The organism is Candidatus Cloacimonadota bacterium (assembly GCA_021734245.1).
GTDB lineage: Bacteria > Cloacimonadota > Cloacimonadia > Cloacimonadales > TCS61 > B137-G9.
Genome location: JAIPJH010000012.1, coordinates 14,859 through 38,127 on the forward strand (window position 1 = coordinate 14,859; position 23,269 = coordinate 38,127).

General features: G+C 35.9%; 19 protein-coding genes and 1 pseudogene. 12 read left to right on the plus strand and 8 right to left on the minus strand.

The window, feature by feature from the left end:
- The first annotated feature begins 43 nt into the window (after positions 1 to 43).
- Genes K9N40_03465 through K9N40_03485 form a run of 5 tightly spaced genes read left to right on the plus strand, consistent with a single transcriptional unit; the run spans position 44 to position 4,930 of the window.
- On the plus strand, positions 44 to 2,143 hold the full coding sequence (locus K9N40_03465; GenBank protein ID MCF7813524.1) for an HDIG domain-containing protein: 2,100 nt from the start codon (positions 44 to 46) through the stop codon (positions 2,141 to 2,143).
- A gap of 2 nt (positions 2,144 to 2,145) precedes the next feature.
- Positions 2,146 to 2,580, plus strand: coding sequence for an rRNA maturation RNase YbeY (ybeY, locus tag K9N40_03470; GenBank protein MCF7813525.1), 435 nt, complete (start codon positions 2,146 to 2,148; stop codon positions 2,578 to 2,580).
- Between the two features lie 4 nt (positions 2,581 to 2,584).
- Entirely contained in the window at positions 2,585 to 3,856 is a 1,272-nt protein-coding gene (locus K9N40_03475) for a hemolysin family protein (protein ID MCF7813526.1), read from the plus strand.
- Positions 3,843 to 4,556 carry a DUF3108 domain-containing protein gene (locus K9N40_03480; protein MCF7813527.1) on the plus strand — a complete coding sequence of 238 codons (714 nt, stop codon included), beginning with the start codon at positions 3,843 to 3,845 and terminating at the stop codon, positions 4,554 to 4,556. Before K9N40_03475 ends, K9N40_03480 begins: the two co-directional genes overlap by 14 nt.
- A complete protein-coding gene (locus K9N40_03485) occupies positions 4,553 to 4,930 on the plus strand; it encodes a VanZ family protein (protein MCF7813528.1) in 378 nt (125 codons plus the stop codon). The genes K9N40_03480 and K9N40_03485 overlap by 4 nt, the downstream gene beginning before the upstream one ends.
- Before the next feature lie 18 nt (positions 4,931 to 4,948).
- Here K9N40_03485 and K9N40_03490 read toward each other — a convergent pair whose 3' ends face one another.
- The 7 genes from K9N40_03490 to K9N40_03520 form a co-directional block, all read right to left on the minus strand.
- Positions 4,949 to 5,332 carry a hypothetical protein gene (locus tag K9N40_03490; GenBank protein MCF7813529.1) on the minus strand — a complete coding sequence of 128 codons (384 nt, stop codon included), beginning with the start codon at positions 5,330 to 5,332 and terminating at the stop codon, positions 4,949 to 4,951.
- Positions 5,333 to 5,339: 7 nt separating this feature from the next.
- Positions 5,340 to 6,215: a 4-hydroxy-tetrahydrodipicolinate synthase gene (gene dapA, locus K9N40_03495; GenBank protein MCF7813530.1), complete on the minus strand. Its 876-nt coding sequence runs from the start codon at positions 6,213 to 6,215 to the stop codon at positions 5,340 to 5,342.
- 437 nt (positions 6,216 to 6,652) lie between these two features.
- On the minus strand, positions 6,653 to 9,049 hold the full coding sequence (locus tag K9N40_03500) for a hypothetical protein (GenBank protein MCF7813531.1): 2,397 nt from the start codon (positions 9,047 to 9,049) through the stop codon (positions 6,653 to 6,655).
- Positions 9,050 to 9,262: 213 nt separating this feature from the next.
- Positions 9,263 to 10,249: an RluA family pseudouridine synthase gene (locus tag K9N40_03505; protein ID MCF7813532.1), complete on the minus strand. Its 987-nt coding sequence runs from the start codon at positions 10,247 to 10,249 to the stop codon at positions 9,263 to 9,265.
- A gap of 9 nt (positions 10,250 to 10,258) precedes the next feature.
- Positions 10,259 to 11,017, minus strand: coding sequence for a PAS domain-containing protein (locus tag K9N40_03510; GenBank protein MCF7813533.1), 759 nt, complete (start codon positions 11,015 to 11,017; stop codon positions 10,259 to 10,261).
- A 10-nt stretch (positions 11,018 to 11,027) separates the two neighbouring features.
- The gene (locus tag K9N40_03515) at positions 11,028 to 11,729 is read right to left on the minus strand and encodes a TrkA family potassium uptake protein (GenBank protein ID MCF7813534.1); all 702 of its coding nucleotides are present in this window, start codon (positions 11,727 to 11,729) and stop codon (positions 11,028 to 11,030) included.
- Positions 11,730 to 11,868: 139 nt separating this feature from the next.
- Positions 11,869 to 12,495, minus strand: coding sequence for a nucleoside monophosphate kinase (locus K9N40_03520; protein MCF7813535.1), 627 nt, complete (start codon positions 12,493 to 12,495; stop codon positions 11,869 to 11,871).
- 163 nt (positions 12,496 to 12,658) lie between these two features.
- Between K9N40_03520 and K9N40_03525 the strand changes: the two genes are divergently transcribed.
- From K9N40_03525 to K9N40_03535, 3 genes are read left to right on the plus strand one after another with little or no spacing between them, the layout of a single operon-like run.
- On the plus strand, positions 12,659 to 13,633 hold the full coding sequence (locus K9N40_03525; protein MCF7813536.1) for an NAD-dependent epimerase/dehydratase family protein: 975 nt from the start codon (positions 12,659 to 12,661) through the stop codon (positions 13,631 to 13,633).
- A complete protein-coding gene (locus K9N40_03530) occupies positions 13,630 to 15,396 on the plus strand; it encodes a hypothetical protein (GenBank protein ID MCF7813537.1) in 1,767 nt (588 codons plus the stop codon). Before K9N40_03525 ends, K9N40_03530 begins: the two co-directional genes overlap by 4 nt.
- On the plus strand, positions 15,396 to 15,965 hold the full coding sequence (locus K9N40_03535; GenBank protein MCF7813538.1) for a hypothetical protein: 570 nt from the start codon (positions 15,396 to 15,398) through the stop codon (positions 15,963 to 15,965). The genes K9N40_03530 and K9N40_03535 overlap by 1 nt, the downstream gene beginning before the upstream one ends.
- A gap of 446 nt (positions 15,966 to 16,411) precedes the next feature.
- Here the strand turns inward: K9N40_03535 and K9N40_03540 are convergent, their stop codons facing one another.
- Positions 16,412 to 18,061, minus strand: a complete 1,650-nt coding sequence (locus tag K9N40_03540; GenBank protein ID MCF7813539.1) for a nucleoside kinase — start codon at positions 18,059 to 18,061, stop codon at positions 16,412 to 16,414.
- 139 nt (positions 18,062 to 18,200) lie between these two features.
- Between K9N40_03540 and K9N40_03545 the strand changes: the two genes are divergently transcribed.
- The 4 genes and pseudogenes from K9N40_03545 to K9N40_03560 all read left to right on the plus strand — a co-directional run bounded on the left by K9N40_03545 (position 18,201) and on the right by K9N40_03560 (position 22,824).
- Complete coding sequence (locus tag K9N40_03545; GenBank protein MCF7813540.1) at positions 18,201 to 19,145, plus strand: YitT family protein; 945 nt, start codon at positions 18,201 to 18,203, stop codon at positions 19,143 to 19,145.
- Positions 19,146 to 19,240: 95 nt separating this feature from the next.
- Positions 19,241 to 20,338, plus strand: coding sequence for an AhpC/TSA family protein (locus K9N40_03550; GenBank protein MCF7813541.1), 1,098 nt, complete (start codon positions 19,241 to 19,243; stop codon positions 20,336 to 20,338).
- A 34-nt stretch (positions 20,339 to 20,372) separates the two neighbouring features.
- Positions 20,373 to 20,933, plus strand: coding sequence for a hypothetical protein (locus tag K9N40_03555; protein ID MCF7813542.1), 561 nt, complete (start codon positions 20,373 to 20,375; stop codon positions 20,931 to 20,933).
- A 388-nt stretch (positions 20,934 to 21,321) separates the two neighbouring features.
- Positions 21,322 to 22,824: pseudogene (locus K9N40_03560) on the plus strand (FAD-dependent oxidoreductase).
- The last annotated feature ends 445 nt before the right edge of the window (positions 22,825 to 23,269 follow it).

Below are 23,269 nucleotides of genomic sequence, written 5' to 3' on the forward strand. Positions count from 1 at the left end.
AGAGGCTTTTTTTGAAACTAATTCTTTTTTTTAGGACAGTTCGTTGGAAAAAATTAAATATATCCTTATCATTTCTACTGCAATTATTATTGCACTTCTGCACTTCCTGGTAAACCCCTACAAGTTTTATAACTATCAGTACGACCTTAAACTTGGTGAGATTGCAGAAAAGGATATTATTGCTCCTTTTGATTTTTTTGTTTATAAAAACCAGGAAACTTTGAAAGCTGAACAGGATGCTGCAGCTGCCAAAGTACAGCCGATTTACAGAGTTTCGGAAAATCTTAAATTCAACGCACAAAAAAATCTGGATTTCATATTTCAGCATTTTACATTATCTACAATAAAAGACAGTACAGAAATCAGAGAAAAGCTACTGCAAAATGGATATGACCTATCAATGAACAGTATTCAAAACCTGATGAATGATAAGAGAAGATTTAGAATTTATAACTTTCTTGCAAAAGAGCTTTCCGATATTTTCACAATTGGAATTTATCCTGACAATTATCGTTATCAGAAGATCAAATTAGTAAAAATCAATAGAATTACTGAATATGAATTAAACCGCCTGTATTCGTTGGAGGAAGCTAAAAATAAGCTTATAGCAAAATCAAGTTCTGATATTGATAAACAGATAATAAAAGAGATCGCCGATATTATTTTAATCGAAAATATCGTTATCGATAACGAAATGACCGAGCTGGAAAAGCAGAAAGCGCGAGAAAAAGTTCCAACAACTTTGGGTAAAGTTCAAAAGAATGAAGAAATAATCGGAAAGAATCAAAAGGTAACATCTACAGAACTTCTCAAGCTTCAATCGATGCTGAGAGCTCAGAAAGACCAATCTACAAAGAAAAACAACAATCAATTAATACTATCATCTCTGGGTGTATTTCTGTTTTCAATAATCATTCTTTTTGCGTTATATTATATTCTTAGCATTTTCTTTCCCAAAAACTTCAGTTCTACTCCAAGGCTGGTTATCTTGCTGTGCAGTCTTATTACTTCTATATTATTCACGATAATTGTTAATAGTTTATTGCAACTACCATCGCTGATAATTCCCTACAGTTTCAGTGTACTTCTAATTGCAATCATTTTCTCACCACACGTAGGAATCACATTCAATTTTATTAATCTTATTTTTGTTTCATTATTCCTTAGCTGGAGTATAATAAATCCGATCGTAATGTGCCTTGCAACTCTGGGTGGAGTTATCGCTCTTAAGAACATGAAAAAAAGATTGGAATATTATCCGCTGACATTATATCTGATTTTAGGATTTCTTCTTATTATTACTTCTTTCACCCTGATCCGTCATGAAAGTTTTATGATCTTCCTGTGGCATTTATTGTGGTCTACGATTTCTGTTATTAGCTCTATCATGATATTGGTATTGCTAACACCGATTGTAGAAAGAAAGCTGAATATGGCTACAAAACAGATATTGTTAGAGCTTCTGGATTTTGATAATCCTGTTCTAAAAAAAATGTCGATGATAATTCCCGGAACTTATCATCATTCCCTCATTGTAGGAAACCTGGCCGAAAGTGCAGCAGAAGGGATTGGAGCGAACCATTTATTAGCGCGCGTGGGAAGTTATTATCATGATATCGGCAAATTGGAAAATCCCCAATTCTTCGTGGAAAACAATCCCAATTCCACCGAACTTCACGATAAAATGCAGGCCAATGAAAGTGCAAATCTTATTAAAAATCATATTGCCAATGGAGTTGCCTTAGCAAAACGTTCCAAACTGCCAAAACCTGTTATTGAAATTCTGCAGCAGCACCACGGAACCAGCAAAATACGTTATTTTTATAATAAAGCAATTGAATCTAATCTGGAAATCGATGAAAATCAATTCCATTATGAAGGTCCTAAACCACAAACCAAAGAAGCTGCCATTGTTATGATCGCAGATATAGTGGAATCTACCACCAAATCACTTTCTGATTTTAGTGAAGAAGCTATTTCGGATGTGATGGACAAAACTTTGAAAAATCTTATAAATGATGGACAATTGGATGAAGCTCCAGTTACCATACGGGAATTGGATATCATAAAAAAATATATGCTGCCGATTTTGATGGGAGTTTACAGAAAACGCCTGGAATATCCAGAAGAACATAAGGACTAAAATTGGAAAGTAAAGTAGATCATGTAATTCTTGATAATAAGGCTGAGATCGAACTTGATGATGATCCTTTCAGTAGGATCATGAAAATTCTGATAGTTGAAGAAGATCTTGATAAAGATTCTTTCGTTAACTTGCGTCTTTCTAATAATAGTGAAATCCAAAATATGAATAAAAAATATCTGGGAAGGGATGAACTTACAGATGTGATCTCGTTTTCTTCGGAAATGCCGGGAATTCCATTTCTCGGTGATATCATTATCGATACAAACGTAGCAAACAAACAAAAAGAGAAAAGAACATTGCAGGATGAACTGGCTCTACTCTTTCTGCATGGGCTTTTGCATCTTCTAAATTACGATCATCTGGACACAAGAAAAGCTGAAATTATGAAAGAAAAAGAAAAGAGATTTTTCGAAAAATATAAGGAGAAAATTTAAAACCGTGGAAATAAGTTTTTCTATTTTAGTGATTATTGGATTCTTAATGCTGTCAGCATTCTTTTCAGGATCGGAAACAGCTTTCTTTTCACTTACCAAAATTCAACTGAAAAAAATTGAAAAGAACAAATCTAAAAGCGCTCGCAGATTGCAACGACTTATAAATAATCCACGAGAACTGCTGATAATTATTCTTTTGGGAAATACTATCGTAAATGTTGCGGCATCTTCTGTAGCGGCTATTTTGGCGATCTATCTGGCAGACAATGTATTGATTAATTTTCCCAAATCTCTAATTTTAACCGCTCAGATTGTAGTAATGACAATTTTACTGTTAATCTTTGGTGAAATAACTCCCAAGCTGATCGCCTTTTCTTCACCAGAAAGAGTTTCGAATTTCTCAAGTTTCTTTCTGGAAATTATCAAATATCTGTTGTGGCCTGTCATCAAAATATTAGAATATATCAGTATTTTATTTTCTTCTAAAGAAAAATCTGAAAACTCTCATCACATTACATCTGAAGATTTTAAAAATCTAATCAAATCGAAAGCTGCCCAAGATTCTCTGGAAGAAAAGGAAAAGAAAATTATCTACAGTATTTTGCGGTTTTCCTCTACGACCGCAAGAGAAATTATGACACCTCGTGTTGATATAGTTTCTGTGGAGATTTCCGAGACTCTTACTTCTGTTCGGGAGAGTATAATTGATTCTGGACATTCCAAAATTCCAATTTATGAGGAAAGTATCGATAATATAATCGGAATTATATATGCTAAAGATCTTATTCTGAATCCAGATCAAAGCAGCATGAATTCTTTTTTCCGACCTTCTCTTTTTATTACGGAAAATACCAAAATTCAAAATCTTTTAAATCAGTTCAAAGCCAAAAAAGTGCAAATCGCTATCGTGGTAGATGAATACGGTGGAACTTCTGGACTTATTACTTTGGAAGATATTCTGGAAGAACTTGTCGGTGAGATCATGGATGAATACGACAAAGAAAAACCGATGATTGACAAAGCGAGCGATGATGAATGGATGATAAGCGGAATGCACACCATTGCAGAGCTCAATGATGAATTCCAATTAAATATTGATAATGACGAATACGATAATCTGGCAGATTTTCTTTATGACAATTTCAATAAGGTTCCCAAACGAAATGAAAAATTTATCTTTGCCGATAAAGTGGAATTCACAATTACTCAAGTTAAAGGAAACCGCATCCAATACGCCAAAATGAAATTACTCCCACCTGCCGATGAAGAAATATAATTTAATCTTTCTGCTATTTTTTATTTTTTATTTAAACGCTGAACGAATGGAGCTTTCCATTCGTTATATCGGCCTGCCGGTAGTGAATGTGGAAATGACCGATGTCAATAATACGATAACCGTGAAAGCCAAAGCAACCAAAATTGCCAGTATTGCCGCTAAAATGGATAATACATACATTTCACACTATTCTGATAATTACCTGCCGAATTCTTACAAGAAGATCATCCATCAGAAAGATTATCATGAAAACCGTGTTACAGAGTATTTTCGAGCTACAAAAACTGCAAAGAAAACAAGTTACATCAATTACGATAAAAATAAAGTTTTCCCGATAAACTCGGAAAGCCGCGATTTTTTCTCATCACTTTTTTATCTTAGAACTGTTTGCGATCAACCTTTCGGTGAATTGTATCTGGATGCAAATTCTCTCATTTGGAAAGCAAACTACAAAAATTTAGGAAAAGAGCTCATCAACACAGAACTTGGTAAATTGAACGCTATAAAGATTAAACTGACTTTCCAAAAAATTTCTGATAAAGAAACAGAAAATACTGATATGCTCACAAATAATCTTGTAACAGAAGAAAAGTCGCTTATCTTCTGGTTCTCGGACGATGAACGTCACATACCTTTGAAAGCAAAATTTATGATGAAACCGTTTGCCGTTGTGTGGAAACTGGAAAACTATTCAGAATGATTGATAAGAAAGTTTATAAAATTTTATTCTTTGCGTGGTGGGCTGTAATTTTAGTGCTTACATCGTATCCAAAATTACGTTCACCCGTCGATGATTCCTTGAATTTTGATAAACTTGCCCACTGTCTGGTTTATTTTATTTACGCCTGGTTATTTGTTAAAATGCATGGGAATAATATATCGAGTAAAACATTGAAAAAACTTCTACTGCTTGCCCTAATTATTCCACTTTTTGATGAACTTCATCAAATTCCCATTCCTGGACGTGGTTTTTCCGGTTGGGATATTTTAGCCGATCTGATCGGTTTTGCTATAGTTATATTTATTTTCCGAAAAAAAATCTCAAACCGAAGATCAAGCCATTACGAAGATTAAAAAACTTTCGTAAGGCTTTTAATTATCGGCTTTAACTCTTTTCAGTGTAATTACAACTTCGTACTTGTAAGGCGGCTTTTGCCAGATTTGTTTATCAATGTAATTCTGAGGATTTTTCATCACTTCAGATTCTTTTACTTCGGTAAATTCATTTTCGCCTGTAACTACCCAGAAAGTGTTTTCTTTTGGTTTGGTTGTTTTAGTTGCCATAAGTTCTCCTACTAAAATATAATTTGGATGAGTTTCGATGAATTCCTGTAAAATTTCCAGGGAAATCTTCTCTCGATAAATCTCACAGTATGTTTTCCTTTCACAGTTTGCTGCACAAACTATGATATCGGTATATTGTTTGCTTTTGGGGCAAACTATCAAATTTTTATTGGATCGTTTTCTTCTTCTCAATATTATCTCAATTTAATTTATAATTTTCTAAAACTGATTTTAACATAGCTAAGTTTTCAGCTTCCATTTTGCAGATCGGAAGGCGAAATTCCTGCTCGATCATTCCCATTAAATGAAGTGCTTCTTTTACCGGGATCGGATTGGTTTCATAAAACAGTGCTTCATTTATTTCAGACAGCTCTAAATGAATTTCGCGTGCTTTTTCATATTTTCTTTTCTGAACCATTTCAACCACATCATGAACTTGTTTTGGCAGAATATTGGCAGTAACGGAAATAACACCCTTTCCCCCGCAACATAAAATTGGAAAATTCAAAGCATCTTCGCCGGAAAGCACAGAAAAATCTTTTGGAGCATCTTTAACGATCTTGCAGAGCTGCACCAGATCGCCGCTGGCTTCTTTTATTCCGACTATATTCTTGAATTCATGTGCAAGTTTCAAAGTGGTTGCAGCAGAAATATTAACACCAGTCCTACCGGGAACATTGTAAATAACGATAGGTATATCAGTATTTTCTGCCACTGCTTTGACGTACAGATAGAGTCCGTTTTGAGTTGGTTTGTTGTAATAAGGAGTTATCACCAAGGCGCTGTTTACACCCCATTCTTTGGCGCGTGAAGTTGCTGCGATCGTGTGAGAAAGATTATTGGTTCCGGTTCCCATCATCACAGGAATTCTGCCGTCAATTTTCTGCAATCCAAAATTTATCAATCTCTCTTTTTCATCTCCAGCCAAAGAAGGAGCTTCTCCTGTGGTGCCGCAGAAAAGAATTCCATCAGTGCCATTTTCCAGGTGAAAATCGATCAAGTTTTCCAGAGCATTGTAATCTATCTCGTTATTTTTGAAGGGTGTTACCAACGCTACATAAGATCCTTTCAGCATTCTTCCTCCTTACTCAAAATAGTTCGAATTACCGAATCGAGAACTCTCCCAATCCAGTTTCATCGTTAATTACAAATTATAACGGCGGGTTTTTAACGTCAACTTTCAAATTGCTAATTTACTATTTTTTTATTTGGATTTGTTGGAATTTACTTTTACAGAAACGTCTTACAGCCTGCTTCCACTTCAATCGTTTTGCAAAGGAATAATGGAAAATTATAAATGATAAATATGAAATTGCGAATGAAAAAACGTCATCCTGAAGATTCTTTTAGCTTTACCCTCGACTGTGTCCGGCGAAGCTTTGCGAAGACGGAAGGATCCCGTGAAAGTTCTTTTAGCCTTGCTTCCTTGTGTACTGGACTTCGTACACGTTCTTTAAGTTTTTCGTTCTCAACTCCAGTCTCATTTCATTCTTCTGAAGTCGAGTCCGAAAATCACTTCAAAAGCAGCATCTTACAGTTTGCTTCGATCTTTCCAGCTTTTAGTTTAGCGAAGTAAATCCCGCTGGAAACCGGTTTGTTGTTTTGGTCAGTCCCGTTCCAAACCACGGAATATTCTTTGTTCCCCGCTTGTGTCATCCTGAGCTGCGTCGAAGGACGGAGAACTTTCAATTGATTAACTCCTGACTCTTCGACTAAGCTTGTCCTGAGCTGCGTCGAAAGGCTCAGAGTGACAGGCAGAGTTTTCACCTTCTGTCCTTTTAAATTGTAGATTTCTATGGTCGCAAACGAGGACGTTTGCGGTACATTGAAACTAATCGTCGTAGATGGATTGAAAGGATTGGGATAGTTGGTCATTTGTGAACTGGTCATTGGTAATTGGTGATTCGAAATTCCCAAAGAATCTGCTCCAAATTCATAGCAACCCATATCTATTACAGCAAATCCATCGTCGTCTCCATCCCAAATACGTTGATTATATATTAGGTCCCAAGGAGGAAGAAATAGATTTGATGTATCAGGAGTGCCTGCGTCAATACATGGGGAAAATTCAGTTAACTCATAACTGGTTGTAAATAAGGGATTCATATCAATATTTCCGTAATTCCAATTAATGGTATTAACTGAACCTTGATTGTATACAGAGTTTTGTCCTCCAACGATATTCGAATAATCAATATTCAGAATGCTAATTTCTCCAGAAACATAAACATAGTCAGCCATAAACACTTCAAATTGAGTGGGATTATCAAAAATTGTATTTGTCAAATTAATATCACCATAACCTTTTAATGTAGTTTCTGAAGCGCTATTATTGGCAAATGTACAATTAATGAAATCGGTAACTCCTCTATTAGAAACATGCATCATGGTTTCAAAATTTGTATAATTGTTAATAAACTTGCAATTAATGAACTTAACAGGAGATTCTTCTCCCCAGCCACTAACAACTCTTATAATCCTTGAAAAATTACCATTTATTATATTGTTTGAAAAAATACAATTCTCAACTATGAAAGGTTCATCTTCATATGCATCTAATTGAAAAATTACTTCACTACCCCATCCTGAATCAATAGCTTCATTATTAGTTATTATACAGTTTTTCATATATCCAGAATTTTCTTCTAATCCCAATCCAGCATTAGAACTAGCAATATTATCTCTAATTATGAGATTTTCAAATTCATTTACGATAAACTCTGTATGGATAACTTTCTTTATGTTTGAATTATCTTTAATCTTTACATTTTTCATTTTCACTAAATCAATTTCTACTAAATAAACTACACATGTTGTAGCAATATCAGGATCGTTTCGGATAGAAAAATCCGATATTTCTATCGATCCTGAAAGGTTGTAAGCTGCTAAAGCATTAACACTTAAATCATTGTAAACTAATGTTGCATCCATTCCTGAACCAATAATTGAAAGGTTCTCTTTGCAACCAATAGGGAATGTCTGATTGTTTTCTTCGTTTGAATAAAGACCTGGTGCAAGATGAATTGTAAGAGGATTCTGTTCATCTGGTTGAATTTTTCTGACCGCAAAACTTATATCCTGCAAAGGATCATCTAGAGTTAATCCACTATTTGTATTGTCACCATTTGGTGATACATAAAGATCATTGGATTCAAGCTCCATCCAATTATTTTGTATATTGAATGTGAAAGATGCACCATCAAGAAATTCAGCAAAGAATCTGTCTGGGTTAAACACAGTAAATGTATCTACAATAACATTAACTGGATACGTATCTTCGGCATATATTTCAGCACCTTTTGCAGCATTATTGTTGTAGATATTACATAGATTGTTGGGATCGAAATTTATATGACTGTCATCTGCTGCGTAAATTGCACCTCCGAAATTACCAGCATTATTTATGATTGAAACACCGGATAAGTTGATTGTACTTTCTCTAGCATAAACGCCAGCGCCTAAACAAGCTATATTGTTTTTAACTATACAATTCACAACATTAATAGTGCTGTTATTGTGAACTAAAATACCACCTCCATCTTCTGACCAGAATAATGATCCATAACCATTTTGAACTGTAAAGCCTCTTAAAACGGCATTTGTTTCACCATTGTGCACTCTAACACAACTTTCAAGTTGTTGACCGTCAATTATTGTGTGAGTGATGTATTGATCATCGCCAGTGATTAATTCTAAACTAGCTATGGTTAGATCTTTCCCAAAAAAATTTACGTTTTCGAAATAAGTTCCAGGATAAACAAGAACTGTGTCAGAATTTGTGGAAGCATTGATTCCTTGTTGAATGGTTGTGAAGTCACCCGTGCCGTCGAGTTTGATGTGCCAGGTTGTGCTGAATAGCAACGAACTAACACTAATGAGAGCTAATATGATTAATAATTTCAATTTCATCAAACCCCCTTTTGATTCCCCCTTCTAAAGGGGGACGCTTAGGTATTATTGATTTCCATTTACAACTCTCAACTGTCAGTTAGATTCTGTTGAAAAAAGAGTCAAATAGAAATTCAGGTAATTAACCAGCAATCCGGCTTCGCTGATGCAAGAGAAGTAAAAAAAGCTACGCCGTGACATACCAGCAACAAGTAACCAGCATCAAGCAACCAGCTACACTTCGAAATTCTTGGCTAACCAGTTTAAAGCATATTGGATGTCATCCGGAATCGGAGCTTCTACATTGACATTTTCTTTTGTAACAGGATGGGTGAATTCTAATCTGTGCGCATGCAAAGCCTGTCGCTGCAAGTGCTTTGCCAGCAGATATTTTACTTTTTTATGATATTGCACATTCAATAAACTGAGTGTGCGTTTAAGGCTGTTATAGGTTTGATCTCCCAGAACAGGACAATTCAAATGCGAAAAATGAACTCTAATCTGATGAGTTCTTCCGGTTTCCAAGTCGATCTGGGCTGTGGAAAAGAAATGATAATCTTGCAGAATTTTGTAATGAGTTATAGCTTTTCTGCCTTTGGCTGAAACTACCATCTTGGTACGGTCGGTTTTGCTGCGGTCGATGTAAGTTTCTAGCGTTCCTTCCACTTCTGACGGAACTCCACAGAGCACTGCAAAATAGGATTTCTTGATGCTCTGTTCCTGGAACATCGAAGAAAGCAGCGAATGAGTTTTATCGTCTTTTGCCATGATGATAAGACCGCTGGTATCTTTGTCCAGGCGATGCACGATTCCAGGGCGCAAAGCATCATTTCCACTGGAAAGTTCACCCTTGAAATGATGCATCAAAGCATTCACCAGCGTTCCATCTTTGATGCCAGCTCCGGGATGTACAGAAATGCCGGATTGTTTATTGATGATCGCCAGAAACTGATCTTCGTAAATTACATCGAGAGGAATCTTTTGAGGTAAAATTTCAGCGCTTTTTTGTTTGGGAATGCTGATAGTTATCGTATCGCCATTTATCAGTTTATAGCTTTTCTTCTCATTTTTATCATTAACTTTGACCAGATTATTTTTTATCAATTTATCGATGTAGGAACGTGAATAGAGATTTTCCTGTTTCAGATTGCTTAGAAAAACATCCAATCGAGTGGAACTTTCTTCTTCAAAAGTGAAGTTCAATATTTTATCGATTTCCAGTCTGTTCAATTACTCTTTTTCTTCCTTTTTCTTCATTCCCAGATTGGTAAAAGAAACCACAACTCCAGCCATTTGTCCGTTGGCATCGCGAATAACCGCACTGTTGAGTGAAATATGCTTTTTCATGGAAGGCATGAAAAATTGCTGTGGTTGCTGTTTTGTTTTGCTTTTCAGGATGTGCAGGATGTACTTTTTTATATTGTTTTCCACTTCTGGCGGAAAGTTTGATTCGATCATATTCTGATTTTCACTGATCGATGGAAATGTTTTTGTTACAATGTCGTTAATATAAACGATATTTCCTTTCACATCCAAAGCCATAAAACCATCATCGGTCAGGTTCAATATCGCCAGAATTCGATTGTGATGTTCCACGATCTTATCCTTTTTCAGTTTATCAAAAGTCAGCACCGATTTCAGCATTTCATTGATGGAATCAAGAACAGCCAGGAATTCTTTATCCATCGATCTATTATAAACATCAAGATCAATATCGATGTTGTAGATTCCCTGAGAAATATCTTTCAGAATATTGTGAATTTCGGAAAAGGCTTTATGCAGGAAAACAGGAATGTAAAAAATGATAATGATCACGATCATAAATTGCAGGAATACAGTGATGAAAAGAGTGTTTTGGATATTCATTTTGAGATCAGCAATATCTACCGAGCTATCCATGAGTTGAAAGATAATTCCCGTTTGGGTTATCGTAATTAAAAATAACAAGATAACTAAGAATCGAATTTTTCCGGTAAATGTATTCTTCATAATTTTCCCTTTAAATCTGTTGAGAAGTTTCTTTGATCAGATCGTTGATCTTGGCTTTTGGACCGATCAAAACCAGTACATCTTCTTCGTTTACCACGTCATTTGCACCAGGCATGTCATTTACTTTTTTCTGCATCCGATTGTCACCTTCTTTCGTCACAATCTGCTCTGTATATTTGATGGCAACTATGTTCACTCCTTTTTCGGTGGGAAGTGCCAGCTGTTGCAGGGTTTTACCGACCCATTCTTCCGGAACTACCAATTCCACCACGCTGTGTCCGCTGGAAAGATCGATATATTCCAAAACGCTGCTGGAAATCAGTGAATTTGCCAGTTGAATTCCGATCTGTTCTTCCGGGAAAATAATATTTGGAACGCCCAGAAGTTCCAAAATTCGAGCGTGAACTTTACTATCTACTTTGGCATAAATATTACTCGCTCCCAGTTTCTTCAGGATAACAGCAGTCAACACACTTACTTCGATGCTGTTGCCAATCGCCAGAATCACAGCATCAACATCCTGGATGCGATTCATCTTGAGTGCCCGTTCATCTGTACTGTTCATATTAATTGCCACGCTCACACGTCCGCTGATCTCATCGATCAGAGATTGATCGTTATCGATGGCAATAACTTCCGCACCTTTATCGAAAAGCGTGGTAGCTACATTCAAGCCAAATTTTCCTAATCCTATCACAGCAAATTTTGCCATAAAATACTCCTATCCACTATCTCTGTCATCACACCATCGTTCTGTTCACTTTCTGTCCTTCAGGCTTATCTTGCACGTTGTTCACAGAAATACAACACACATTTTGATCGTGTATTTTCCAATACAATTCATTAATATTTTAAGAATTTTTCAGTTTTGTTAGAATTTCCTCATGAATAGCCATAACAGACTGATCAGCATTAACTTTGATCAGTAAATCGTCGGCAGCAAAGCTTTCGATAACAGGATTTGTTTCGAGGTGGAATTTTTCAATTCTCTTATTTATAGTAGCTTCGTTATCATCAACTCTGGCCACGATCTTGCCACCGCAATCATCACAAACGCCATCAACTTCTGGCTTGCTGTAAAGCAGGTTATAATCTTTCTTGCAGTCTTCGCAATGACGACGTGCAGTTAATCTTTCGATTGCTTTTTCGTCTGCCAGATCCAGAAGTACTGCATAATCGATCTTGAAATTTTCTCTCAAAAAATCGAGCTGCTTTTTATTACGTGGAAAACCATCCAGGATAAAACCGTCTTTAAGGCTTTTAAGTGCCACTCGCACAATTTCAAAAACATAAGAATCTGGAACAAGTTCTCCCTTGTCCATAAAGCTCTTTGCTTTCATGCCAAGCTCAGTTCCGTTGGCAATATTATCTCTTAGCAGATCACCAGTGGTAACGTGTTTCCAACCAGTTTTTTCTACCAGTAATTTTGCTTGAGTTCCTTTGCCGCTTCCCTGCACTCCAATTAATACAATATTCATATCAATTCTCCTATTTTTTATATTTGTCTGCAATTTATTAAATGTATCTATCCAGTCAAGTTTTACATATTCCATCTGCATCAATTTATCTGATATCAAAAATACTTGGAATATCATTCACAAATTATTTGACCGAAATTGCCTGAGTCACGATTTTACATTTATGAATAAAATTGCAGTAACTGGTGCGAACGGATTTGTGGGCAGCAATCTGGTTCGAAAACTAATGAAAAATGGACATCAGGTAAAATGCCTGGTGCGTGCAGGATCGGATTTGTCTCTGCTTCCAGAAAATGCTGATATATACAAAATAGATTATCACGATTTGAAGGAAATAGCAGAAGTTTTGCATGACTGTGAAATAATAATTCACAACGCCGCTCTTACCAGAGCAAAAAGTTGGAAAGCTTTCCAGAAAATAAACGTGAATCTCACTGAAACATTAACCCAAATAGCTGCAAATAATATAAATACAAAACGCTTTATTTTCATCAGCAGCCAGGCAGCGGCGGGACCAGCTTCGGGCCCAGATGATCCTGTGCAGGAAAATGATGATCCTCATCCTGTTTCCTGGTATGGTAAAAGTAAGTTGCTGGCAGAGCAAGCCGTTAAGAATTCCCGGCTTCCTTTTACAATTATTCGTCCCGTTTCTGTTTTCGGTCCGGGCGACAAAGATTTCCTGGAATATTTTAGAATGATCAAGAATCATCTGGCTGCTTTTATCGGATTCAAATCAAAATTTATCAGCCTTGTTTTCGTGGAAGATCTGGTGGAAATTATCTACAGATCGCTGGAAAATAAGCAAACGGAAAATGAGATATTATTTGCTGCTTCCACACCCCAAATTTCCATGCAGGAATTTGTGAACACTTTAAAAAAAATAATGCATTCTAAAACTATCGATCTTCATCTTCCCCATTTTTTAATAGATATTGCAGCTTTATTTTCAGAATTAGCGAGTTTCTTCAGCATCAAACCACCGATCTTGAACAAACAAAAAGCAAAGGAGTTCAAACAGAGATACTGGCTGGTTGATGATACAAAAATGAAAAATCTTTTGAGCTTTGAACCTGAATTAACTTTACAAGAACAGATCAAAAAAACTTTTGAATGGTATAAAAATAAAGGTTGGTTATGAAAAAAGTTATATTCATCATTGCAGTTTTATCTTTAATTTATCTTTCAGCTCAGCAAACTGAAGAAGTTACTGAAATACAAGTAGATAGTTCGGATTCTATGCAGACGATCAAGGTTGAGCAAGATTCACTGCAATCTTCTGCCGAAATACCTGATTCGCTAAAAGTTAGCGATTTTCCTGATTCTCTTGATTTTCTCCTGCAAAATATTGATTATCAAGCGCAAATGGATTCTCTGGGATACATCGTGGTAGATGGAGATACACTTTATCTAAGAACCGAGGACATGCTGGAAGAAGTTGTGCAGGATACTTCCTCGATTGATATGGAAAAGTTGGTTCAAGACTTAGAAAGTAAAATTGAGCAGAAAAGAAAAATCAAAAACGATCTAAATTTACCTTTTGTTTTTTACAAAGAAAATTTTCATTTTGCATCACCATTCGAACCAAATCTGCAGATTCGTAAAAATGGATTTACTGAGATCTCTTTTTTAGTTTCCAAAACACATTATTTCCAAAATTACGATCCACTGTTTTTAACCAGTTATAAGCAAGGTTTCCTGGAATTCAATTCTACCAATTATGATCTGCCTGTATCAATATCAGAAGCATATCTTGGTCTTGGTGATATTGAGATGAATCATGCTGTAGTTTTATTTCAAAAAGGTAAATTATTTGGAATTGAAAATTTGAATATTGAAGCAGATTACATTGGTCAGGATGGCTCCTGGCTTGGGAAGCGTGAGAAATCCCGTAATTTCGATCTGCATCTCTGGCATAGAAATTGGTTAGGAAAATTTCATTTTTATTACACAGATATCGATCAGGAGATCAGCTCAAACAAACTTTCTAATGCACCAGAATTATTAGAAGTGGAGGTTTTCAAAGAAAAAAATATCGATGTAAGTTTCAAATGGGAAAGCAAATTTCTTACTGTTGGAGCCCGACAGCAAAATGTGAAAATTGATTCTCTGGAAATGAAGCTGAAAAGTATTTTGTTTTCAAAACAGATAAATATCGGAAAACACTTCATATCTGGAAGTTACGAATATTTTGATTTGAAAAATGATGGCGATTTTGGTTTGTTTACTTTTTCTAATAATTCGCAGTTAAGTTCGAGCAATTTTAGCAATAATGCATTTTACAGAGAAGAAGATAATTTCTATCTTAACTCACTCATAAATTGGAATTTCTACCCTGAGTTTTCAATTTTAGCCAATTATGAAAAATATGGTGAAAAAAACAAAACACCTTTGTGGAAGGAAGAGCGAAAAGCTGCTGGACTTGAATTCATCAATCCCAAAATAGACCTTCAGATATTTGTTGGACAGGAAAAAATATTTACAACAGAAGATATTTTCGTAGAAAGCAAATCGTCTTTTAAAATTCCAATATCAAAATTTACTGTTTTAGCCAGAAATTGGACTCTTTATCGTAATACAGAAGAATTGGAACTACCTGTTTTACAGACCAAAACCGATCTGGAATTGAATCTTAACCTTAAATATAACAACAAGATCAAGTTAGGACTTTCTCATGTTTATCTGTCTGAATATGGTTATTTTCAAGATTTTTCTGAAGGATTGATTTTGAATGATTTCATGAACGTAAATGCCTGGTTGGGAATTCAAATAACTAATAAATTCCAGATCCAGGTTGATGCAGTTAATTTTTTGAATACCAGTGAATTGTACGGTTATCCAACTTCTTACAATCTTGCTGGAAGACATTTTAATTTCAATGTTTACTGGCTTTTTGTGAACTGATGAATAGCAATTTATTCAAAATTTTGGAATTCCTGATCGTTTTGATCTGTACAATATTTTTCAGTGCAGTTGTATGCTTTGTCTTGGATTACAAACTTTTTTCGATCAGTAATTTTGGCTTTCAGTTATTTATTTTTGCATTACTTACAACTTTTATCAATTTCAGCAATAAATATCTAAAGTTAATGGAAAGTATTATTCTCGCAGCTTTCTGGGGATTTGTCCTGGCTTATTTTCTAAAAAGAACTTCAGTTTTTAATGATTTCGGAAGTTTTTATATGCTGCTTTTGTATACTGAATTATTAATGATTTCTTTTGCCCTGGTTTATACAAAATTATGGAAAGCCAGAAAAGTGCATTTGCGGGGATTATTATTCAGCATTTTTGCAGCTGTTGCCTACACATTTGTTCATCTTTTTATGCATCAGATCTTAGCAATGCAAATTGATGCAAGGCAGGTTTTATATTATTTCAGCAATGGACTTGTTATTACACTCACAATGAGCTTTGCTTTGAATATTGCATTTCAAATTAATAATTCCATCCAAAAGAATTTTTTCTCTAAATAAACAATTAAATAAACCTCAGATAACCGAAAAAATATCATCTTCCTGAGGATCCTTTTAGCCTTACTTGCGACTGGGTCCGGCTTAGCTCTGCGAAGACGGAAGTATCTCATGAGAATTTTTTCAGCTTTACTGCTCGATCAGGAGTGATCGAGATACAAAAAGTCTTCTCGTTCCAAAACTCCAGTTTTGGAATGTAATTTCCAACGAAACTCCGTTTCGTGATTCTTCCTACCTGTTAAGGCGATATTCATACAAGCCGCAAGAACGATGTGAGAGAAACGTCAAGCCTAAGTACAGTTTTCAGCTTGGCAGGCAGCTTGACATTAAAATAGGCTCGAGTTCAGGAAACTGAATCTGATTATTCATTTTTTTGTTCTGAACTCCAGTCACACCTGAAGTCCAGTCCAAGATTCTGAGTAATCCTGTGATCCTGTCAGAAAAAAAAATCAATAATTAAATATGCTCCCGCCAATAAATTCACGTAAAATCGAATTGGATGGAACAAGACCATCCTGAACATTGTAAACGTGATCTAAAAGCCTGATCAATCGACGTGATTCGATGTATTGTTTACTATATTTATTCACACTTTTCAGAAGTGGTTTGGCATATTTTTTTAGAACGCAAAGTTCGTAGGTAAGAATGCTGTTGAACATGAAATCCGCATTTTCCTGGAAAGGGAAAATATTGTGATCTTCCCCATCTCGAATATCATCCCACATGCACAAAGTCTGTTCCGCAGAATGATTGCGGAAATTATGATCTCTCACCAGGCGGCGAATTTTACGAGAATCAGTAGTTGGGATACGATTATGAGCATCGATATTCAAATTATTAAGAGCACTAACGTAGATCCGCATTTTCTGGTTGAAAGGAACAGATGAAGTAAGAATATCATTCAATCCGTGAATACCTTCCAGAATGATGACGTTCTCTTTTCCCAGCTTGATATTATGATAACTGCGATCTCTATTTCCTGTGATGAAATTGAATTTTGGTAGTTCAATCTCTAACCCAGACATCAAAGTCTTCAGATCTTCGTTCAAAAGTGGAAGATCAAGAGCTTGAATATTTTCGAAATCGAAATCTCCATTGTTCTTGCGAGGTGTTAACGAACGGGGAAGAAAATAATCATCTAAACCTACTATTATAGGATGGATTCCATTTACTCGAAGCTGAATTGCCAATCGTTTGGCAAAAGTAGTTTTACCAGAAGAAGAAGGTCCGGCGATCAATATCAGCTTGATATCATCATTTTGATGGATCTCACTGGCAATATCCACGATCTTCTTTTCATGAAGAGCTTCTTCCACGTGGATCAGATCTTTTATCGTGTAATTCTGTACTGCCCTGTTCAAAGCACTTACGGTATGCATATCAAGAATATTCAACCATTTATCATGCTCCTGGTGAGTAGAAAAAAGTTTACGTGGAAGTCGGAACTTTGTAGTGATCTCGTCATCACCTTTATGAGGAAAACGTAAAATAATTCCTGGAGATTGATAGAAAATTTCAAAATTTGTTGCAAACGAAGTATTTTCTGCCAACTGACGTAGAAAATAATCATAATAATCGCCACATCGATACATGTCGATATTCTTATATTTCAGTATCTTCACAAAATCATCGCGATGCCCTTTCCTGGCCAATTCTTTTGCTTCATCTGGTTTCAAACTCACCTTTTCTATTGGAAAAGCGCTATCAATGATCGAATGCATTTCTTTGCGAAGTTTTTCAACTTCTTCGGGGCTAAAAGTGTACCCCAGTACTTCGCAGAAAACTCCATCTCCAATTGAATGTTCTACAACCAGCTTCTGCTCTTTGGAAATCACGTTATTGAATGCTTTGCAAAGCACAAAAATAGTCGTATCCTGATAGATCGTGTAACCTTCGGTGGTGTAAACAGATACGCATTCCAACGTGCAGTCTGATTCGATGAGATGCTGAGAACTGCAATATGTTTCATCTATTTTATGAATTATTATTTTCTTTTCTTCACACAATTTTTTATCTACAATTTCTTGCACTTTTACCGGCTTGGCAAAAGTGAGTGTTTGATGATGGTCACCATTTATCTTAAGTTCTATTTTGATCAATTTATCCTCCAAAACTCTAAATAAAATAGAATTTTTATATACTAAAATAACGTCAAGTGAAAACACTGGTATTGCTTTCCATATTTTGTGATTGACTTTAAAACCTGAAAATTAATTTGCGGCACCGGAGGTGATTGAAATGAAATCATTAGTAAAAAGAAATATCATTCAGCATTTAGGAATAATTGCCGGCTCGATCTTTTTTGCCATGGGGTATTCCTGGTTTCTGGTACCATATAAAATTGCACCTGGTGGGATTGGTGGTTTAGGCCAGATTTTATATCATTTTTTTCATATTCCAATCGGTGTTTCGATGATCATGTTCAATGTTCCACTGTTCATTTTGAGTTTCATCTTTTTGGTAAAGCGTTTTGGAGTTCGTTCTCTTTTTGGAATGTTCACTACATCCATTCTCACCGATCTTCTCAGCTTTGAAACAATGCACAAAATCGGAATTATCAAAGATCTGACTCCATTTACATTTACTGCAAAAGGCAGCACTTTTTATGCTATGCTGTCTCCCAGCGATATCTATCTTTCAGCCATTGCCGGTGCTGCTCTGCTGGGTTTTGGATTGGGAATTATCTTCCGATTCAAAGGCTCTACCGGTGGAACTGATATTCCGGTTGCCTTCCTTAAACAAAAAACAGGTGTTTCTATAGGAATGGGATATTGGATCGTGGAAACTCTTATCATTCTCACGATCGGAATTGTTTTCCAGGATCTTAAACTGATAATCTGGGGATATGTGAATTTGTTCATCACTTCCAAAATTACCGACCTGACAAGTGAAGGTCTTCCCTACGTGAAAGGTGTTTATATTATTTCTGAAAAAACAGAAGAAATAAAAGAGATGATCTATGATAAGATCAATCGCGGTGTAACATATCTGAAAGCAGAAGGTGGATATACCGGAAAACCTTTCAACATGCTGTTCTGTGCTATGAACCGTCGCCAGGTTGCGATGGTTCGTGATATCGTCAAAGATATCGATCCGAAAGCATTTGTGTTACTTACAGATGTTTACGATGTAATGGGTTACGGTTTCCGCAGCCGCAATCTTGATCTGCAGGATAATAGCTAAAATAAATAAATCCTCTCCAAAGGCAGATCGCAAGGTCTGCCTTTTTTGTTTGACGAAAACCCTTCAAAACAACATCTGACATAAAAGGAGATATTATGAAAAAATTATTTATAATCACACTTATTGCCTGGATGATGTTTTCCTGTTCATCCAAACCAGGATTCAAGATCAGCGGGGAAATGGAAAATGCAGATGGACAAATGATAAAACTTTTACAAAGAGATGGACGAGCATTTGTAACTGTAGATTCTGCGATCGTTAAAGATGGAAACTTCTCATTGAAAGGTTCTGTGGAATATCCTGATTTTTATTTTATTGGTTTGGAAGGCAACGAGAACATGAAGCAGTTTTTCCTGGAAAATTCTGAGATAACAATGCTGGGAAATGCTGATTCATTGGATAAGGTTGAAATCTCGGGTTCTGTATCCAACGAGGATTACGAAAATTACAATTGGCTTATGAAACCTTTCGATGAAAGAATGGAAACTCTATATCAGGAATATCAGCAGATCGCCCAATCTGGTGATGAAGCAAAAATGGAAGAATTATATGAAGAATATGAAACCATACAGGATGGTATAAAATCGATTAGCATGCAATTTATAAAAGATAATCCTGGTTCTTTTGTATCTGCAGGAATTTTGGGACATTTATCTTATGAACTGGATAAAGATGAATTGGATGAAATGCTAGGCAGCTTACATGATAATGTGAAAGTAATGCCTGTAATAAAGCAGTTGGAAAAACGATTAATTGCTCTAAAAAATACCGAAATTGGCAAAAAAGCCCCTGATTTCGAATTGAATGATGACAAAGGAAATCCTGTGAAATTGTCAGATATTATTGGTGCAAAATTGTTATTGATAGATTTCTGGGCTTCCTGGTGCAATCCCTGTAGAGAAGAAAATCCCAACGTGGTTGCAGTTTACAATAAATACAATGAAAAAGGTTTTGATATTATCGGAGTTTCGCTGGATAATGATAAAGACAGCTGGCTGCAAGGTATTGAAGAAGATAATCTTACCTGGACGCATGTTTCAGCAGTTTCCGGTTGGGATTGTCCAGCTGCCGACAAATACGGTGTTTCTTCTATTCCTGCAAATTTCCTTTTAGATGAAAACGGCATAATAATTGCCAAGAACCTGCGTGGCGAAGATCTGGGAAATAAGGTGCAGGAATTATTGGGAGAATAGAATTCCGAACAATGATGTAGAAACACATTAAGATATGAAAAAATTGTGTCTATTTACACTGATCTTTTTAATAGTAACTCTGAAAGCTGAACTCCGCTTTTATCGGGAAGATCTGCATTTCACACTTTCGGAAAGCACTTTTACGGTAGATGGTTTATATTTCTTCAGGAATGAATCTGAAAAAGATCTTAAGCAATTACTTTTTTATCCCTTTCCCCAAGATAGTTTATATGGAAAAGTAGATACCATTTTCTGTAAAAATACTTCCAGAAGCGATTCTGCAAAAGTGTTGCGTTGGAACCAGATGGGAGCAAGTTTGCAGATATCAATTCCTGCCGGAGATACAACCGTGATACGTATATTTTACAATCACAAACTGAAAGGCGGGAAAGCAGAATACATTTTGGAAACTACAGCTGCCTGGGGAAAAGGTTTTGAACAGGCATATTATGACTTGATTTTACCTAAAACGATCACCTTAAAAACTATCTCCTACATTCCAGATGACCTGATTGAAACAGATACGCATTATAAACTTATCTGGCGAAAGAAAGATTTTTTACCACTGAAAAATTTCATTATCGAGTTCGAATAACAAAGAATATGGCAAATAAAAATTCGATCATAATTTTATTAACTTTACGCTGTCTGCAAAATTCGTGGGACTGCAAAAAATGATCGTCGAAAATGAAAAAGAATGATGAAAAACATACGTTTTGTATAGAGAAATCTTATAGCTTTTTTACGAAATATCTCGTGAAAGTCATTGTATATATTTTTAGTATAACTAAAGACGGTTATGGATTCAAATTTGATGAGGGTGAGTACAAATGTTAGCCACAGCTGTATAAAGTGAAAAAATGAAGTTATTTTTTATTATGGGGAGAATTCCCGGAAGGTTTATTTGCATAGAAAATAATAAGTTAGAGCTAAAAAAAATACGACTCTTGTTACAGAACCAAAATTAAATATAGGATATTTATATGAAAAGAATAGTAATAATTGGAGGCGGCATTTCTGGATTAACTGCGGGAATTTTTGCGCAGAAAACCGGTTTTGAAAGTATAATTCTTGAAAAAAATCATACAATGGGTGGCGAATGTACCGGTTGGGAACGGCAGGGATATCATATTGATGGCTGTATACACTGGTTAGTAGGAACAAAGAAATGAACACCCATACGTAGACTTTGGGAATCTGTTGGGGCTTTAGATGGCGTTGAGATATATCATCCTGAAAGCTTTCTGGCTTTCGAATTTGAGGATATAACGGTAAACTTTTATCGTGATCTTGAACGTCTAAAATCAAATTGGCTTGCAATATCACCCGATGACAGGAATTCAATCGAGGAATTTTGCAGCGTCATTAAAAAATTGCAATCATTTCAAATGCCTTAGGAAAGCCTATGGATATGATGAATATTTTTTGAAAAAATCCAATTTATGGCTTCAATGAAAGAGATTGGTCCCATCATGCAGAAATACAGCAAGATCAGCATTCAGAAACTTGCCGGTAAATTCAAACACCCTGCGCTTAGAGGTGCAATTAATTCATTTATGCCTGAAGGAGAGTTTAGTGCAATCTCAATTCTCTTTCCATTGGGAACATTTACCGGAAACCAATCATCCATTCCTTATGGTGGTTCCAAAGCCATGACAATGCGAATGGTGGAGAAATATGTTTCTTTAGGCGGACAAGTTGTAACATCGTGTGAGGTTACGGATTTGACCATTAAGGGAAGCCAGGTGAATAAAATTAATTGCAGGAATGGCAAATCTTTTACTGGTGATTATTTTATTGCAGCTTGTGATGCAAAAGTACTGTATGAAAACCTGCTCAAAGGAGAATATAATGACCAGGAATTCCAAAAAAGGTACAATAATCCAAAAGACTATCCATTGGCATCAAACATTTATGTAGGTATTGGTTACGAAGGTACTATGGATGATATACCGCGTACATTGCGCTTTCCTGTTAATTCAATCAACATTAATCAGAATGATAAACCGATTAAACATTTGCAAATGACTCACTATGCTTATGAGAAAGAATTTGCCCCGAAAGGTCATTCAGTTATCATAGTTGCTATCAACCAGTTTGAACCTGAATTGACCAAATGGGAGAAACTTATAAAAGATAAAGAACAATATAAGCAGGAAAAAAACCGCGTTGGCAGGGAAGTTATTAAGGCAATGGAATCGCGTTTTCCCCAAATGAAAGGCAAGCTTACATTGCTTGATGTTGCCAGTCCACAAACCTATCAACGGTATTGCAATGCTTACCGGGGAGCATTTATGGGGTTCTGGCCAACCTTGTCGGGGAAATCATTGGCACATACAGGGAAAATAAAAGGACTAAAAAATCTGATGTTAAGTGGACAATGGCTACAACCACCCGGTGGATTACCTGTTGCTTTAATTACCGGAAAAGACACAATTATGCGACTTTGTAAAAAAGAGAAAATCAAGTTCGAGGAATTTAACTGATTTTAAAACAAAATCCACCTTTCAATGTGGTGGAATCCCCTAACAAAAAGACTTTTTATTCCATGTATACTCTGAACGTCAATCCTGTGATCCTGTCGAAGAAACTATTCGCATAATCCGTGTTTATTCGCGGCAAAAGAGATTCTTCATACCTGTACCGGCGAAGTTACACGAAGCCGTAAGAACAACGAATTTAACTCACCTCATACCGAAAGAATTCGGGACACCCCTCTCAAGAGGGGAATAACGTCAAAATGACGAAAAAAAAACGGCTTCCTGAGGTAACTTTTAGCTTTACCCTCGTGTCCGGCGAAGCTTTGCGAAGTCGGAAGGATCTCGTGAATATTCTTGCAGCTTGACTGCTCGATCAGGAGTGATCGAGATACAAAAAGTCTTCTCGTTCCAAAACTCCAGTTTGGGAACGCAATTTCCAACGAAACTCCGT